This window comes from candidate division KSB1 bacterium (genome assembly GCA_024655945.1).
In the GTDB taxonomy this organism is placed as follows: Bacteria; Zhuqueibacterota; Zhuqueibacteria; order JANLFK01; family Oleimicrobiaceae; genus Oleimicrobium.
Genome location: JANLFK010000003.1, coordinates 252,760 through 269,243 on the forward strand (window position 1 = coordinate 252,760; position 16,484 = coordinate 269,243).

The window sequence follows — 16,484 nt, forward strand, 5'->3', positions numbered from 1 at the left end:
CTCCCAAGAGTGGAGTTCCGGCGATTGTTCACCAAGCTGAACCGTCTTCCACCCCGCGATCTGGCGTGCGGCCCTTGCCCCGCACTCGGATTGCCGAAGCTCACCACCAGAAAGCAGCCAATAGAGGAACCCTGCAACCCCTATGCGGAGGTGAGCACGCGTGCCCACACGCCGCTCACCAGGCAGACTACCATCCCCACCACGGCCTCAATGGTGGCAGGGACGTTCCGCTCTCCACTGCGCAGAAACCACCGCACCACAATGGCGAGCAAGGCGATCAGCCCCAATCCGCCGCAATAGGCACCAGCGCTCGCCACCGTCCGCTCTACGTAGCCGGGCAGGCGGGCCCAGTAGGCAGGAAAGGGCGCCCTTTCTTCTTGCTTTCCCGGCCGCGCCAGTTCCTGCAGGTAGTAGATCAGGGGCGCGCTGGCGAACGATGCCGTCAGCAACGCCGTCGCCACGATGGCCACGTCCGTGTGAATCAGCAACGCCTTCAGCGCAGGCAATGGCGTTGGCGAAAAGCGCGTGCCGCAGAGTGCCACGACCGCCGCCACGATGCCGACAATGTGCAGCGTCTGGTCTCCTAGGAACATCCACAGTGTCTCCAGGCCGCGTCTTCGCCGCAATTCCCCTTTGAACCAATCCAGGAGCAAGTGCCAAGCGGTCAACAGGATGATCAAGGCCCACGGCCGCCAATGGCCAAGAAATGGCAGCAGAACCGCTACCATGGCCACGGCACAGATGCCCACGTGCAGCAAGACACCCCAGCGGCGCGTCAGCTTGTAGGAGAAGACGCGGTCCGTCTGCAGGACAAAGTCGCCCACGACGTGCGCCAGCAGCAGCAACCAGATGCAGTGCATGACGGCCGGGTCCTCCCAGCAGGCTCAGGCCTTCACCACCCAGACTTTCACCTTGGCCTCCACCTCCGGATGCAACCTGATGGCCACATCATAGATGCCCAAGGCCTTGATCGGCTCCTCCAAAAGGATCTTCTTCTTGTCAACGTCAAAGCCCTTCTCCCGCAATAGATCGGCGATTGTCTGGGAGGTCACAGAGCCGAATACGCGGTCTTCTTCGCCCACAGCCACTGGAGCGGTACAGGAGACGCCGTTAAGTTTCTCGGCAAGGGCCAGGGCGCTCCTCTTGGCCCGTTCCAGGCGGTGGCTCTCTAACCTCTTTTGCTCTTCAAACGCTCTCAGATTGCTGGGGGTCGCCTCCACCGCGATGCCGCGCGGCAGGAGGAAGTTGCGGGCATATCCCGCCTTGACTTCCACCACGTCGCCGGCGCTGCCCAGCTTGTCATGGTCCTGCGTCAGAATCACTTTCATAGTCTGTCCACCAGTCTGCTAACGTGTAACCTCTGCCACAAACGGGATCAAGGCAAGATGGCGAGCACGTTTCACTGCCTTCACCAGTTGCCGCTGGTGCCGCGCACACGTACCAGAAGTCCGCCTGGGGATTATCTTTCCCTCATCGGTGGTGAAACGCATCAACCTCTTGTCGTCCTTGTAATCGATGTAGGCAATACCTTCCTCACAAAAACGGCAGATCCGTTTCTTCCGCTTAAGCATGTGTTACTCCCTCATGTGGTTCACCCGGTGCACACCAACCCAGGATGCGAGCCAGTGGATTGGTTACAGCTTCAGCCCCCGATAGCCAAAGTCGAATTCGGTCTCCCCCACCTCCACCTCCTGGCGCTGCTCCCGTCGGTTCTGCTCCTCGCCGGCGGGCCGATCGCTGCGCCTCCCGCCGCTGGTGGGCTGCAGCTGACTGGACGGGTAGGCGACCTCCAACACCCTCTCTTCGGGCTCGGTGATGTCGGCAGTGTCCGGGATCTCGCCGCCCTCTTCGCCAGCCCGTCGATTCAGGAATTGGATGCGCCGCGCCTTGATTTCGACGACGTTGCGCGTGGTGCCGTCTTCGCTCCGCCAGCTCCGGCTCTGCAGCTCGCCATCGATGAGCACAGCGCTGCCCTTTTTCAGCGTCTCATAGCAGCTCTCCGCCAGCTTGTACCATGCAACCACCCCCACATAGCAGACGTTGTCGCGCCACTGTCCAGTGTTGTCTTTGAACTTGCGGTTGCAGGCGATGTAAAAGTTCGCTACGGGCGTGCCACTGGTCGTCTTCCGAAATGTGGGATCACACGTCAAGTGACCAGCAATGATCACGGTGTTGATGTCGGGCATCTTCAAGTCGACCATACGTCATCGCTCCTTCCCAAGCAAAAAGCATTTCAAAGAACAAGGCCTGTTTTGCCTTGTCTTTCTCACCCTGACCACTACACCCACGCGCCCCCTGAGAAAAGGTCTCCTACTGCTCCTCAGCGGGAGGGGCTGCTACCTCTTCGTTCTCCTCGGCCAGCGGAGTGGCCACAGCCTCATCGTCTTCAGTGCCGGCCGGGTCGCCAGGTGCCTCGGCAGGGGCCTCCACAGCCGGTGCAGGGGCTGTAGCAGCCGCCAGCGACTTTTCCTTGCCGAGCGCCTCGGCCTTCAGCGCCTGCTTGCTCAGCACCACGGTCAGGTAGCGTAGGATGGCCTCATTGAGCTGATATTCTCGCTCCAAGGCCCGAATGATTGACCCTTTTCCCGCGAAGCGGATGTGCACGTAGTAGCCGTACTGTCGCTTCTTGATCTCGTAAGCCAACCGTCGTTTCCCCCAGCGCTGCACCTCCAGAACTTGTCCACCGTTGACAGAGATGAAGCGTTCGAATCTCTTGACGATCTCGTCGATCTCACCGCTTTTCAGCTGCGAGTCGATGGCAAAGGTAGTCTCGTACTGCCTCAAACTGTTTACCTCCTCCTGCTATGAGTGAAAAACCCTCTTGCGGCTCCTCACACAAAGAGCGGTACACACACCAGGGCGACGACGGACATCAGCTTGATGAGGATGTTCAGCGACGGCCCGGCCGTGTCCTTGAAGGGGTCGCCCACCGTGTCGCCCACGACCGAGGCCTTGTGCGCGGCCGATCCTTTTCCTCCCAATTGCCCGGCCTCGATGTACTTTTTGGCGTTATCCCACGCTCCACCTGCATTGGCCATGAGCACCGCAAAAAGGAAGCCAGTGACGATGGCGCCCGCGAGCAGCCCGCCCAGCGCCTCGGGGCCGAACACCAGGCCCACCAGCAGCGGTGCCACCACCGCTAATGCCCCAGGCGCCACCATCTGGCGTAGGGCACGGCGCGTGCTGATGTCCACGCACCGGCGGTAGTCAGGCTTGGCGGTCCCTTGGCGCAGGCCCGGAATCTCCCGGAATTGCCGGCGCACCTCCTTGACCATCTCATAGCCGGCTTTGCCCACCGCATCCAAGGCCAAGGCACAGAAGACCACCGGCAACATTCCGCCAATGAACAGCCCGATTAGCGTGTTGGGGTCCTGGAGGCTCATCGCTATTTCGACGCCTCGCTCCCTCAGCGCCTGCGTGTAAGCCCAGAACAGCGCAAAGGCGGTGAACGCAGCCGAAGCGATGGCAAACCCCTTGCTGATGGCGGCAGTGGTGTTGCCCACGCTGTCCAAGGCCTCCGCCCGCCGTCGTGCCTCTTCGCCAAGCTCTGCCATCTGCGCTAAGCCAGCCGCGTTGTCGGTCACCGGACCATAGCCATCCACGGAGAGCACTGCCCCCACGCTGGCCAGTAAGCCCACGGCCACCATGCCCAGGCCGTACAGCCCCCCGAAGTGATAGGCGACAAAGATCGCCACCGCAGCAATGAGAATCGGCATGGCCGTACTGAGCATGCCGACACCAAGGCCGGCAAGGATGTTCATGGCTGCGCCGCTTTCCGCTGCTCTGGCAATTCGCTGCACTGGCTTGTTGCGGTCCGAAGTGTAATACTCGGTGCTCACGCCGATGAGCATCCCACCGATGATGCCCGCAACTGTCGCATAGTAGACGCCCACCTGGCCAATTTGCCAGCGCACCAGGAAGTAGCCACCAATGAGCACCAGCAGCACGGTGACCCACATCCCTGTGTTCAAAGCCATGCGCGCTTTGTGGGTCTGCTGCTGGAACGTCTCGTCCTTGCCCTCCTTCCAGCGTACAAAGAAGGAACCGCAGAGGCTGGCGACGATTCCCATCCCTGCAAACAGAAGGGGCAGTGCCGTGCCGGCGGCGCCGTAGGTAGCCAGCCCTATGGTCATGGCGCCGACAATGGAGGCAATATTCGACTCGAACAGGTCTGCCCCCATACCGGCGATGTCGCCCACGTTGTCGCCCACGTTATCGGCGATGACCGCAGGATTGCGCGGGTCGTCCTCCGGGATGTTCTCCTCGACCTTGCCTACCAGGTCGGCGCCGACATCCGCCCCCTTGGTGTAGATACCCCCGCCCACGCGCGCGAAGAGCGCCACAGAACTTGCCCCAAGGCTAAAGCCCGCTACGGTGTTGACCACACGGTGCAGGTCTCCTGCCAAGGCCCACGTGAGGCCCGCCAGCGTCAGCACCAGACCGAGCGCGCCCAAGCCGACGATGGTGAAGCCAAGCACGCTCCCACCGTTAAAGGCCACGCGCAAGGCGCGCCCGATGCTCTGCGTTGCTGCCTGCGCGGTTGGCGCACTGGCCCTCGTCGCTGCCCGCATGCTCAACCAGCCGGACAACCCCGAGCAGACCGCCCCCACCAGGAATGCGGCCCCGGTGAGGGGTTGAATGAATACGGCCAACAGAACAGCCACGCCCACCACAAAGAAGGACAGCCAGAGAAACTCCCGCCGCAGAAAAGCCATTGCCCCCACTCTGATGGCACTGGCGATCTCCACCACGCGTGCCGCCCCTGGGTCTTGGCGGCGCACCGCCAAGTCGTAAAGCCACGCCGCTGCCAGTCCGATACCGCCCGCACTGCCTACCAACACTAGCGTCCTTGCGTCCATTCCGTCACAACCTCCCAGTGTGTTCCGGTCCGCAACGCGCTGAGCTCTGTGGCTGCCGGTTGAACTGATTCATCGCCTCAGCCAGGGAAGAGGTCAGGAAGGTCAAGCAGGCATCGACCGCCCGGCCAATCACCCCTTCCAGCTGCAGCCATTCCTCATGCCCGAACTTGGACAGCACATACTCCACCATCTTTCCTGGGGGAAAGTGTGAACCGATGCCAATGCGCAGGCGCGGGAACCGCTGGGTGCCCAGCTCCGCGATGATGGAAGCCACCCCGTTGTGCCCGCCGTCACTTCCCTTGCCTCGCAGCCGCAGCCGCCCAAACGGCAAGTTCACGTCGTCGTGGACTACCAGGACTGCCTCGGGGGGGAGCGTCAAGTTTCGGAGGAGGGTGGCCACCGCTTGGCCGCTGTTGTTCATGAAGGTGAGCGGTTTTGCCACCACGAACCCCACACCCTCAACCTCCGCCCGGGCCAGTGTGTAGAGGCCGGTTCTGACCGCAAAGTGTGAGCCCACGCGCTCCGCCAGCGCGTCGGCCACTAAGAATCCGATGTTGTGGCGAGTCCTGAGGTACTTGCGGCCAGGATTGCCGAGCCCAACAACGGCCTTTGCGACCTCCGCCATTTGCCGTGCCGCCACCCTGCAGGAGGTTACTACTGCTCCTGTTCAGCCTCCGGTGCAGCCTCTTCCTCCTCGGCTTCCGCCACCTCAGGGGCCGCAGCCTCTGCCGCCTCGCGCACCACTGCCGGTGCGGTCACGGTGGCCACAGACAGCGTGGGATCTGTCAGGATGTGCGCCCGTTCCAGGACGAGATCCCTGACGTGTATCGACTCGCCGATACCCAGCTTCGAGACATCGACGTCAATGTGCTCCGGCAGGTCACCAGGCAGCGCCTCCACCTCAACCTCGCGCAGCACTTGCTGCAGGATGCCGCCGGCAGTTTTCACACCTTCCGGAATCCCCACCAAGCGCACCGGTACCATCAGGCTCACCTTCTGGTCCATGCGCACGCCCATCAAGTCCACGTGCACCGGCACGTCGCGGAGCGGATCAAATTGCACTTCGCGCACAATGCACTTGACCGCCTTGCCGTCAAGCTTCACATCGACGATGTTGGCTTCACTCTGCAGCACGGCACGCAGCGCCTTCTCCTCGATAGCAATGGGGGTCGGCTCCCCGCGCCCGCAATAGTAGATGCCGGGGAGCATGCCTTTGCGGCGAAGCTGCTTGGCAGCCTGCTTGCCAGTTCTCTCACGCCTCTCACAGATCAGTTCAGACATTGCAATTGCTCCATACGCAACGACCCATCAACCAAGAATCACGTAACGCTAAACAGCTTGCTAACCGACATGTTCCTGTGAATCCGCCATACGCCCTCGGCGAAGAGCTCCGCCACCGAGATCACCTCGAGCTTGTCGATGCGCTTCTCGGGCGGCAAGGCAATGGTATCGGTGACCACCAGCCGCTTGAGAGGGGACGCCTGCAGCTTCTCGACGGCTTGCCCAGAGAGCACGGCGTGGGTGCAGAGCGCGGATACCGCCTTGGCTCCCCGCTGCTCGATCAAGAACTTTGTCACCTCACAAAGGGTGTTGCCGGTGTCCACGATGTCATCCACCAGCAGCACATTCTTGCCCTCCACCTCGCCGATGAGGGTGCGTACCTCCGCTTCGTTCGGCCTCGGCCGCCTCTTGTCCACCAGTGCCAACGGTGCATGCAAACGGCGTGCGTAGGCACGTGCAATCTGGATGCCACCAACATCGGGCGAAGCGATGACCAGGTCGGGGATGCGCATCTTTTCGACAAACTTACACGCCACGGTGGCAGAGTACAGGTGGTCGACCGGTATGTCGAAAAAGCCCTGCAGCTGCGGCGCGTGCAGGTCCATGGTCAGCACGCGGTCGGCTCCGGCAGTGGTGATGAGATTGGCCACCAACTTGGCGGTGATGGCTACCCGTGGCCTGTCCTTGCGATCCTGGCGGGCATAGCCAAAGTATGGAATCACCGCCGTGATGCGCTTGGCCGAAGCACGGCGCGCGGCGTCGATCATCACCAGCAGTTCCATCAGATTGTCCGCCGGCGCATTGGTCGACTGGATGAGGAAGCAGTCTGCGCCGCGGACGTTCTCCTCGTACTTGACCCAGATTTCGCCATCGCTAAAGCGGCCCCGACTGATTACGCCCAGCTTTATGCGAAGGCTCTTGCAAATGGCCGTTGCCAAGGGCACGTTCGTCGAGCCGCTGAAAACCTTCAACCTTTCTGCCATAGGCGAGACTCTTTTCCTGCTCTTCTCCGAACGCACGGCGGAGCACCTTTGTCCTCTGTCAAGAGAAGGAGCACCTTGCTGGGGCGGGAGGATTCGAACCTCCGAATGCAGGAACCAAAATCCTGTGTCTTACCGCTTGACGACGCCCCAGTAGAAAGAGGCCGTCTACCACCCGACCTCAGCGCAACTCCGGCGGGAGTTGCTCCTCAGTCAACCCTTTCTCTTCCATCAACTTCTTGCGATACACCGCAAGGACGGTCTTCTCAAGGTATTCCCGAAATTCGGGCGTGACGGGGTGGGCAATGTCGCGGTAGGTACCGTCCTCAGCCTTGCGACTGGGCATGCTCACGAAGTAACCCGTGTTCCCGTGGATAACCTTCATACCCCGCACGACAAAGACGTTGTCGAAGGTCACGTTGACAAACGCCTTCAGCCTCTCCTCCTCGCGGAGGGTGATCGAGACCTCGGTGATTTCCATATGTAGCTCCCGGGCGGCGTTATCGAGACTGAATACTCGCTGCCGCCCTCCCACGGAAGAATGTCCTACGCGGTGCAAAGTTGACGCGCCACTGCCTCTACCACCTCCCGGCGACCATACCTCACTGGACGAACGAGCACTGCCCTGCTCACCCTGGAGAGGGCCGCGCGGGCGCGTCGCGCCTGCTCCCGGCGCGTGAACAGCCCAAACACTGCACCGCCGCTGCCTGACAAGCTACAGTAGAAGCCTCCCTCGCGACGCAGTTCCGCCTTCAACTGCGCAATAACCGGATACGCAGCAAACACCACCTCTTCAAAGTCGTTGTTCAGAAACTGCTCCCACTGCTGACGATCGCGCAGTTCCGCAACGCGGCAGGGAAATGTAATACTTTTCCGCCTCTTTGTCAAGTCAAATTTGGCCGCGCTGTAGGCCCATCTTGTAGATATTTCGACATTTGGAATTGCCAGCACGCACCAATAATCCGTCGGCAGCTCGATCGGGCGCAGCACTTCGCCCCGTCCCTCACCGACGGCACTCCCTCCCAGGAGGAAGAAGGGCACATCAGAGCCAATCTGAGCAGCTAAGGACAGAAGTTCCTCCTCCGGGAGCCGCGTACCCCAGATTTCGTTGAGCGCAGCCAGCACCACCGCCGCGTTGCTGCTTCCGCCTCCCAAGCCCGCACCCACCGGGATGCGCTTGCGCAAGGTGATGCGCGCTCCTCGTCTGCAACCGGTGGCCATCTGCAAGGCTGCAGCCGCCCGCCAACAGAGGTTGTCCCTCCCTGGGGCTACACCAGGCTGACGGCACACCACCGTGACCTCCTCGCCATCGGGCGCCACGATGATATCATCGCCCAAGGAGACCTGCTGGAAGATGGTGCAAATGTCGTGGTAGCCGTCGCTGCGCCTGCCCAGGACGCGCAGCCCCAAGTTGATCTTTGCAAAAGAACGGAGGTAGACTCTCGCCATAGCGCACAATTGAAAAAGGCCTCACGGGATCGTGAAGCCTTGTCTCATCTGCCGAGGACTCGCCGGAGTTCGGCGAGCAGTGTTTCCCTGTCTGCCCGTGAGACCTCCCTACCGTGAATTTTGACCCCTGGAGTTTCTCGTGCCAGCTGCCGCAACTTGCGCACGGGGAGCCGCTCGAGCTCCTCGCTGGTGAGGGTGGCCCCTTGCTCAGTCGGCGGGCCCCCTTCGTCGTAGACGATCGACTCGGTATCGGCGTGCGGGCGAGGAATGACGTGCGTGGCCACCAGCTCACCCACTCGTGCGGCTGCCGCCTGCCCTGCGGCGACTGCCGCGCGCACCGCTGCCACCTCGCCCACAACCTTGACCACCACCAGCCCGCCGGTGCTCAGCTCCTTGCCAATCAGCCGCACCCGGGCCGCCTTAACCATCGCGTCAGCCGCCTCGATGGCCCCCACCAGTCCCCTGGTTTCAATAAGGCCTAAGGCTCGTTCATACATGCGCGTCACCGACCCTCGTGGTGCGGCGCTCGCCTACTCATTGACCTCCACATTGGGGCGCTTGGGCAGAATCATCTCCACATCAGAGTGCGGCCGCGGGATGACATGCACGGAGACCAGCTCCCCCACCTTCTCTGCGGCCGCCGCACCTGCGTCCACGGCTGCTTTGACGGCGCCCACGTCGCCGCGCACCATCACCGTCACATAGCCTCCCCCCACCTTCTCCTTGCCGATGAGCTGCACCTTTGCTGCCTTGACCATCGCATCTGCCGCTTCGATGGCACCCACCAGGCCCTTGGTCTCGATCAATCCCAGGGCATCGAGCGTCATAGACTCCTCCGCATCTTGCCTGTGCACGTCCTACCGCACTCGCGGCTAAGTTAACAAAACTTTGCCAAATTGTCAACCCATTTTTCCTGGCGCGCCCGCAGAAGGTCACTGCTGTGCATACTGCTGGGCAAAGTAGGTGGCGGTGAGCGGCTCGCCTGTTGCCCGCTGGATGAGCTCATCCCAATGGTAGCGCGAGCCAGGGGCGAATACCCGCTGCCGCAGAAACTCCCCTATGCGCCGCTGCCCCACGTAGCCCAACCCCTGCTCGTCCGCGGCGCGCAGCAGCGAAGTGACAAGGTAGTGATGGAGTTGCGATGCAAACAGCTCGCCAAGCATGTAGTTGTGATAGTACACCGGAGAGGAAGAGAAGTGAATCTTGGCTGCCCAGTCCGGGGCCTTGCGGTTTTCCGGCCTGCGCACCAGTTGATACCTCTCCACCAGATCCCACCACAAGCAGTTCAAGTCCTGGTCAGGATCGCGGTAGAGTTCTCGTTCAAAGTTCACCATCACCTGGCACCAGCGTGCAAACACGAGCTGTTTCAATCGGGCGCTGCGCAGCATTGCCTGCTCACACTCCGCACGTTGCTGGTCGCTGAGCTGCAAGATGCTTTGCAACCAACTGGGATTGAGCGCCAGACGGCCAAACAATTCGGCGATCCCCTCGGTGGTAAAGGCATGTGCCGGCTCGCGCACGAGGTAAGGCAGACGCCGGTCGATGTAGACGTCGTACACGGCGTGGCCGAGCTCGTGCAGCATCGTGTCCATCCAGCGGGCATCGCTACGCACGTTGGCCAGCACCCGGACGTCCCCCTCGCGGTCAATATCCGTGCAGAAAGCGTGCGGGTTCTTGCCCGGCTTCTCGAAGAGGTCACTCCTGGCCAACACGGAGTCCACGTCCAGCCCGATGCCGCGATAGAAAGTGCGCGCCAGCTCCACCACGTCTCGGTCCTGGTAGTAGCGGTCCAGGTCCAATTCCTGGATTCGCGGCGCCTCCTGGAGGAACGGGTCCTGGTAGTGCCACGGTCGCAACTGGTCAGGAGCAATGCCATAACGTGCGGCCAGTACGGAGTCCACCTCCCGTTTGGCACGGCCGAAAGGCTCGTCGGTGAGCTCGGCCAGCTCTGCAAAAATGGCCTCCAGGTTCTCTACGTCTTGTTCGGCCAGGGCGAGCGCCATAACGTAGTAGTCCTCAAACCCCAAGGCACGAGCTGCCTGATTGCGCAGCTTGGCCAATTGAATGAGGTCGGCTGCCACCTTGGCGCCCACTTCCTTGCTGGCCTCCCACGCCCGCTGCCGCAGCTGGCTATCGGTCGAAGTGCGCAGCACCTCGGCAATGTCGTTGGAGCTCACCGGCCTGCCGTCCAGCGTGGGGCGAAAGGTGTTGAACGCCTGCTCAACCTTCGTGCTCAACGCCACAATCTGACCCAGCAACTCGGCGGGGATCTGGTTCGCCAGGAACTGCTTGTAGAGCAGGGTAAGCTGCCGCGCCACCAAGGGGTCGTGCACCGCCTTTGACTCCTTGAATGACTTCACTTTGGCAAACGCTGCGCTGTCGGACAGCACTTGTCGCAAGGCAAGTTGGTACTGGGCGTACTGGTCGTAGAACTCCTGCTCCCCGGTCACGCACGCCCGCCAGTAGGCCAGGTTCATGGCCTTCTCCAGCGGACGGACCTTCTGGACGTGGGCATCCAGGAAAGCGCGTGCCTCCTGTTCGACAGCACGTCGGCCACACCCCCCGAGCATGCCAAGGAGGGCAATTGCCATCATAGCCGCTGCGAACCTTTGCATGTCTTCACCTCCCTTTCCTTGCCGGCAGCCGCTCCCCTACTTGCGGGACGAGACCTGCCAGCCGGTCTCCGGACGACTCATATCCCCCTCTGCAAGTGGGCCACGAGAATGCGCAGCGCCACAGCCACCAAGATCGCGGCCCCCACCAACTGGGTGCTCTTGCCAAACACCCTGTGGGTGTGATGGCCTAACAGGCCACCGAGGCCGCTGAGAGAAAACGCCACCACCCCGATGATCGCGCACGAATAGAGCACGGCCAAACCCAGGAGCGCTAAGGAGAACCCCACCGCTAAGGCGTCGATGCTGGTAGCAACAGACAGCACCACCAGGGTGAGGCCACGGGTAGGATCGTTCTTGGGAAGCTCCGGCGGTCGCTTAGCCTCGTGCACCATGTGTCCGGCCACGCCTACGAGCAGCGCGAAGGCGACCCAATGGTCGTACCTCTCCAGCCAGCTACTGACCACCGCGCCAATTGCCCAGCCGATGAGTGGCATCAGGAACTGAAACAGACCAAAGTGCAAGGACAGACGGAGTATTGCCCGGGCCCGCCAGGGGCGGAGGTTGGCCCCCACTCCTACCGCCACCGCGGTCGCATCCATGGCCAGGCCCACAGCGATAACGAAGACGGTCAGGAACTCCATCCAGTCGGTCCCTTCCGCACGGCACAACGACTACGGCACTTGGCTCACCCGCAGGAGCACGCTTTGGCCAAAGGGCCGGTGGTCAGTCGGACGGCGGCCTAATATACGAAATCTGCGCGCCAATAGCAAAGGGCGAAATTGCCTTGCCCCTTGCGTCGCCTGAAGTTTGGGGTTGAAAATCAACCGCAAGTTGCATATATTTTCTACAGCTTGGTGCAAAGGTGTCCACTGGAGGAAGTAGGTATGCCAATCGCGAGGCGGCTCGCTGCCATGGGCCTTGGCGAGGGAGGCGACGAGCCGGGCATGAGAGCGGGGGTCGTATTCACCAAGAACGTGAGCTATTGGGTCAGTGACCTGGGATGGAGCCCCAACACCGATATCTTCGAGACCGAGCAAGCACTGGTGATCCGCTTGGAGATTGCCGGGGTCGAGCGGGATCACATGGAGATCACCCTGCGGGAGAACACCCTCACGGTGCGCGGCTACCGGCACAGCAGCCCGCATGCGCAGCGGGTGTACTTCCACCAGGCGGAAATTAGCTACGGCCCGTTCGAGAAGGTCATTGTTCTGCCGGAACGCCTGGTTGCCGGCAGGGTTGAGGCACGCTACCGCCAGGGATTCCTGGAGATAACCATCGCCAAGGAGCAAGACGCCTTGCACGAAGCACGCGAAGTTCAGATCGAAGATTGACTCAATCGGAGCAAACTACCTTTATGACCGAGCAGGGTAACAACACAGTCCCGGAATCGCCGTCCAAGATCGAGATACCTGCGGAGTTGCCGGTTTTGCCGCTGCGCGATACCGTGGTGTTTCCTTTCGTGGCCACGCCGCTGATTGTGGCCAGGCGGCCATCCGTGCAACTGATCGACGATGTGCTGAGTGGCGATCGCTTGCTGGCCCTGGTGGCGCAGCGTAAGCCCGAGCTCGAGGAGCCGAAGCCAGAGGATATCTACACCGTAGGCACGGCTGCCATCGTGCTCAAGATGCTCAAGTTCCCGGACGGCAGCCTGCGGGTGCTTGTGCAGGGGATCGAGCGCATCAAGGTGCTGGAGTACTCGTCGTCCGAGCCTTACTACCGGGCGAGAATCAAGGTGGTCAGGGAGTCGTATCGGCCCAGCACCACGATCGAAGCGCTGATGCGCAACGTGCAGATTCAGTTCCAGAAGATTGTCAGCCTGGTGCCGCACCTCCCTGACGAGCTGCAGGTGGTGGCCATGAACCTGCAGGACCCGGGTCGGCTGGCGGACCTGGTGGCTTCCAACATCAACCTGAGCCTGCAGGAGAAGCAGGAAATCCTCGAGCATGCCGACGTCGAGCGGCGCTTGGAGAGGCTCACTGTCTTCCTCACTCGCGAGCTGGAAGTCTTAGAACTCGGCTCCAAGATCCAGAGCCAGGTGCAGAGCGAGTTGGGCAAGAATCAGCGCGAGTACTTCTTGCGCGAACAGCTCAAGGCCATCCAGCAGGAGCTGGGCATCGGCGACGAACGTTCTGCGGAGATCAACGAGCTCCGCAAGGCAATCGAAGAAGCGAAGATGCCGGAGCAGGCCTATAAGGAGGCGATGCGGGAGTTGGATCGCCTCGCCAAGATGCAGCCCGGCGCCGCCGAGTACACGGTCTCGCGCACCTACATCGACTGGCTGGTCGCCCTGCCGTGGTCGGTTTCCACCCAGGACAACTTGGACATCGAAGCCGCGCGCAGAGTGCTGGATGAAGACCACTACGACTTAGAGAAGGTCAAAGAGCGCATCCTCGAATACCTGGCAGTGCGCAAGCTGAAGCCCGATTCCAAAGGGCCTATCCTCTGCTTCGTGGGCCCGCCGGGTGTGGGCAAGACCTCCGTCGGGCGCTCCATTGCCCGGGCGCTGGGGCGCAAGTTCGTGCGCATGTCCTTGGGTGGGGTGCGCGACGAGGCGGAGATCCGCGGCCACCGCCGCACCTACATCGGCGCCCTCCCAGGCCGCATCATTCAGGGGCTGAAGAACGCGCGCGCCAACAATCCGGTGTTCATGCTCGACGAGGTGGACAAGATCGGCGCTGACTTTCGCGGTGATCCCTCGTCGGCGCTGCTGGAAGTGCTCGACCCAGAACAGAACTTCTCCTTCTCCGACCACTACTTGGAGGTGCCCTTCGATCTGTCCAAGGTGATGTTTATCACCACGGCCAACGTCTTGGACACCATTCCCCCAGCGTTGCGCGACCGAATGGAGGTGTTGGAGTTGCCCGGCTACATCGCCGAGGAGAAACTGCATATCGCCTTCAAATACCTCATCCCGCGCCAGATCGAGGAGAATGGCCTCAAGCCGAAGCACATCACTTTCACCCACGCCGCCGTGCGCAAGATCATCCAGGCGTATACACGAGAGGCGGGCGTGCGCAACTTGGAGCGAGAAATCGCCTCCATCTGCCGCAAAGTGGCCAAAGAGGTCGCTGCCCACGGCGACACCAAGCACATCATCACGCCGGACAAGCTGCGGGAGTACTTAGGGCCGGCCAAGTTCTACTCCGAGGTCAAGGAGCGCACCAGCGAGCCGGGTGTGGCCACCGGTCTTGCCTGGACGCCGGTCGGCGGCGACATCCTCTTTGTCGAGGCGACCAAGATGCGCGGCAATAACAAGCTTACCCTCACCGGCCAGCTTGGCGAAGTGATGCGCGAGTCGGCGCAGGCTGCGCTCTCCTACGTCCGCTCCCGCGCTGCGCAGTTGGGCATCAGCGAGGAGGTCTTTGAAAAGCACGACATCCATGTGCACGTCCCCCAGGGAGCCATTCCGAAGGACGGCCCGTCTGCGGGCGTGACCATCGCCACCTCGCTGGTGTCGCTGCTCACCGATCGGCCTATCCGCAGCGACATCGCAATGACCGGGGAGATCACCCTGCGTGGCAAGGTGCTTCCGGTGGGGGGCATCAAGGAGAAGGTGCTGGCTGCCCGGCGCGCCGGTATCCGCCACATCATTCTGCCCAGCAAGAATGAGAAGGATTTGGCCGAGATCCCAGAAGAATTGCGCAAGGAAATCACGTTCTACTTTGTCGACAACATGGATCAGGTCTTGGAGTTGGCCCTGCGCAAGAATGGCCGTTTGCGCTCCCGCAGTTAGCCGGAATTGCTGGCGGGGGCGTGCACCAGGGCTGTTGTCGCACAGCCCTTTTTGCTTGCTGCCGTTTGCAGTCGAGGGCCATGTCCCGTATGAAGTAACAGAATTCAAGCAGAGAGGCTGATCGGCGTGGCACAGGTGGACTACCGAGAGGTGAGACGGCGCTTCGAGCAAGCTGGCCAGGGACATGTGTTCCGCTTTTGGGAGGAGCTGACCCCCACAGAAAGAGAGCGACTCTTGAGGCAAGCAGCCGGCATCGACTTAGCCTTCATGCAGGATTTGTGGCGTCGCTACATTCTCACACCCCAGGACCGCTTTTTTAAGGGCGAGCTTGACCAACCCGACGTCATCCCCATACCGGGCACGCCGGAACAGATGGCGCAAGCGGCGCAGGCACGCCTGCGCGGCGAGGAGGCCCTGCGCACCGGCCTCGTGGGGGTCATTCTGGTCGCAGGGGGACAAAGTTCGCGCTTAGGACAGCCTTATCCTAAGGGACTACTGCCCATAGGGCCCATTACCGGCAAGAGCCTGTTGCAGTTTCACGCCGAGAAGATTTTGGCCATCAGCCGGCGTGTCGGGAAGCCCATCCCCTGGTACATCATGACCAGCGAGACTACCCACACCGCAACAGTCGCCCACTTTCGGGAAAACCGCTTCTTTGGCCTCCCGGAGGACTCGGTGCACTTTTTCCAGCAGAACATGATCCCCGCCATGGACAGTCAGGGCAAGTTCTTCTTGGAGGCCCGCGACCGCATCTTTGTCAACCCTGATGGCCATGGCGGGCTGCTTCGGGCTCTCAGCAGAAGTGGCGCCCTTGACGACATGCAAGCGCGCGGGCTGAAGTGGCTCTTCTACTTCCAGGTCGACAATGTGCTGATCAAGATCTGCGATCCGGTATTTCTCGGCTATCACTTGCGCGAAGGTGCGGAGGTGTCCGCAAAGGTGCTCCGGCGGCGAGATGGCCAGGAGAAGATGGGCATTGCCGGCAAAGTCGGCGGCAGGCCGGTGGTGATCGAGTACAGCGACTTGCACGAGGAGCGATTGGCCTCTCTGCTGCCGGACGGCAACCTTCGCTACTGGGCCGGCAGCATTGCCATTCACGTGTTCAATGTCGACCTGCTGGAGCGGTTACAGGACTCTGGGTTCAGCCTGCCGTACCACGTCGCCCACAAGAAGATCCCCCACCTCGATGCCGCAGGAAGGATGGTGGAACCTAAGAAGGAGAACGGCTACAAGTTCGAGCAGTTCATCTTCGATGTGCTACCGCAGGCCCGCAAAGTTGTCTTCATGGAGGTGGCCAGGGGCGAAGAGTTCAGCGCGCTCAAGTACTCGCAAGGGACTGACTCGCCGGCCACCGCTCAGAAGGACATGATGCGCCTATGGGCTCGCTGGCTGGAGAAGGCTGGCTGCCGGGTAGCGCGTGGCGCCGACGGCGACCCTAAGCATCCCATAGAAATCAGCCCACTCCGCGCCTTAGATGCCGAAGAACTTGCCGCCAGCTTGTCCGCCCCGCTTACCATGGAGGGGCCCATCAATTTGGAGGCGGAAGAGCCTCCCCGGTAGCTTTGAC

At 61.6% G+C, this 16,484-nt stretch carries 17 protein-coding genes, 1 tRNA gene and 1 pseudogene; 3 read left to right on the plus strand and 16 right to left on the minus strand.

Annotated elements, in window-relative coordinates; translation table 11 throughout:
• Window positions 1-140 precede the first annotated feature (140 nt).
• From NUW13_06075 to NUW13_06150, 16 genes and pseudogenes are all read right to left on the minus strand, one after another.
• The gene (locus tag NUW13_06075) at window positions 141-860 is read right to left on the minus strand and encodes a DUF3307 domain-containing protein (GenBank protein ID MCR4438597.1); all 720 of its coding nucleotides are present in this window, start codon (window positions 858-860) and stop codon (window positions 141-143) included.
• A 24-nt stretch (window positions 861-884) separates the two neighbouring features.
• Window positions 885-1,328 carry a 50S ribosomal protein L9 gene (rplI, locus tag NUW13_06080; protein MCR4438598.1) on the minus strand — a complete coding sequence of 148 codons (444 nt, stop codon included), beginning with the start codon at window positions 1,326-1,328 and terminating at the stop codon, window positions 885-887.
• A gap of 18 nt (window positions 1,329-1,346) precedes the next feature.
• The gene (rpsR, locus tag NUW13_06085; GenBank protein MCR4438599.1) at window positions 1,347-1,571 is read right to left on the minus strand and encodes a 30S ribosomal protein S18; all 225 of its coding nucleotides are present in this window, start codon (window positions 1,569-1,571) and stop codon (window positions 1,347-1,349) included.
• Window positions 1,572-1,634: 63 nt separating this feature from the next.
• The gene (gene ssb, locus NUW13_06090) at window positions 1,635-2,201 is read right to left on the minus strand and encodes a single-stranded DNA-binding protein (protein ID MCR4438600.1); all 567 of its coding nucleotides are present in this window, start codon (window positions 2,199-2,201) and stop codon (window positions 1,635-1,637) included.
• Between the two features lie 109 nt (window positions 2,202-2,310).
• On the minus strand, window positions 2,311-2,784 hold the full coding sequence (gene rpsF / locus NUW13_06095; protein ID MCR4438601.1) for a 30S ribosomal protein S6: 474 nt from the start codon (window positions 2,782-2,784) through the stop codon (window positions 2,311-2,313).
• A 47-nt stretch (window positions 2,785-2,831) separates the two neighbouring features.
• Window positions 2,832-4,859, minus strand: coding sequence for a sodium-translocating pyrophosphatase (locus tag NUW13_06100; protein MCR4438602.1), 2,028 nt, complete (start codon window positions 4,857-4,859; stop codon window positions 2,832-2,834).
• Between the two features lie 4 nt (window positions 4,860-4,863).
• The gene (pth, locus tag NUW13_06105; GenBank protein MCR4438603.1) at window positions 4,864-5,484 is read right to left on the minus strand and encodes an aminoacyl-tRNA hydrolase; all 621 of its coding nucleotides are present in this window, start codon (window positions 5,482-5,484) and stop codon (window positions 4,864-4,866) included.
• Window positions 5,485-5,513: 29 nt separating this feature from the next.
• Window positions 5,514-6,140 carry a 50S ribosomal protein L25 gene (locus NUW13_06110; GenBank protein ID MCR4438604.1) on the minus strand — a complete coding sequence of 209 codons (627 nt, stop codon included), beginning with the start codon at window positions 6,138-6,140 and terminating at the stop codon, window positions 5,514-5,516.
• Between the two features lie 38 nt (window positions 6,141-6,178).
• Window positions 6,179-7,123 (minus strand): ribose-phosphate pyrophosphokinase, encoded by a 945-nt coding sequence (locus NUW13_06115; GenBank protein ID MCR4438605.1) that lies wholly within the window; start codon window positions 7,121-7,123, stop codon window positions 6,179-6,181.
• Between the two features lie 78 nt (window positions 7,124-7,201).
• Window positions 7,202-7,273, minus strand: a tRNA-Gln gene (locus tag NUW13_06120).
• A gap of 28 nt (window positions 7,274-7,301) precedes the next feature.
• Entirely contained in the window at window positions 7,302-7,601 is a 300-nt protein-coding gene (locus NUW13_06125; GenBank protein MCR4438606.1) for a SpoVG family protein, read from the minus strand.
• A gap of 65 nt (window positions 7,602-7,666) precedes the next feature.
• Window positions 7,667-8,569 (minus strand): 4-(cytidine 5'-diphospho)-2-C-methyl-D-erythritol kinase, encoded by a 903-nt coding sequence (ispE, locus tag NUW13_06130; GenBank protein ID MCR4438607.1) that lies wholly within the window; start codon window positions 8,567-8,569, stop codon window positions 7,667-7,669.
• A gap of 233 nt (window positions 8,570-8,802) precedes the next feature.
• A pseudogene (locus tag NUW13_06135) lies at window positions 8,803-9,066 on the minus strand (BMC domain-containing protein).
• A gap of 33 nt (window positions 9,067-9,099) precedes the next feature.
• On the minus strand, window positions 9,100-9,396 hold the full coding sequence (locus tag NUW13_06140) for a BMC domain-containing protein (protein MCR4438608.1): 297 nt from the start codon (window positions 9,394-9,396) through the stop codon (window positions 9,100-9,102).
• Window positions 9,397-9,501: 105 nt separating this feature from the next.
• Window positions 9,502-11,184 (minus strand): M2 family metallopeptidase, encoded by a 1,683-nt coding sequence (locus tag NUW13_06145; GenBank protein MCR4438609.1) that lies wholly within the window; start codon window positions 11,182-11,184, stop codon window positions 9,502-9,504.
• A 77-nt stretch (window positions 11,185-11,261) separates the two neighbouring features.
• A complete protein-coding gene (locus NUW13_06150) occupies window positions 11,262-11,825 on the minus strand; it encodes a manganese efflux pump MntP family protein (GenBank protein ID MCR4438610.1) in 564 nt (187 codons plus the stop codon).
• A gap of 243 nt (window positions 11,826-12,068) precedes the next feature.
• On the opposite strand from NUW13_06150, the gene NUW13_06155 reads away from it, so the two are divergent.
• From NUW13_06155 to NUW13_06165, 3 genes are all read left to right on the plus strand, one after another.
• Window positions 12,069-12,515, plus strand: coding sequence for an Hsp20/alpha crystallin family protein (locus tag NUW13_06155; protein ID MCR4438611.1), 447 nt, complete (start codon window positions 12,069-12,071; stop codon window positions 12,513-12,515).
• A gap of 23 nt (window positions 12,516-12,538) precedes the next feature.
• Window positions 12,539-14,917, plus strand: a complete 2,379-nt coding sequence (gene lon, locus NUW13_06160) for an endopeptidase La (GenBank protein ID MCR4438612.1) — start codon at window positions 12,539-12,541, stop codon at window positions 14,915-14,917.
• A gap of 126 nt (window positions 14,918-15,043) precedes the next feature.
• The gene (locus NUW13_06165) at window positions 15,044-16,477 is read left to right on the plus strand and encodes a UDPGP type 1 family protein (GenBank protein MCR4438613.1); all 1,434 of its coding nucleotides are present in this window, start codon (window positions 15,044-15,046) and stop codon (window positions 16,475-16,477) included.
• The last annotated feature ends 7 nt before the right edge of the window (window positions 16,478-16,484 follow it).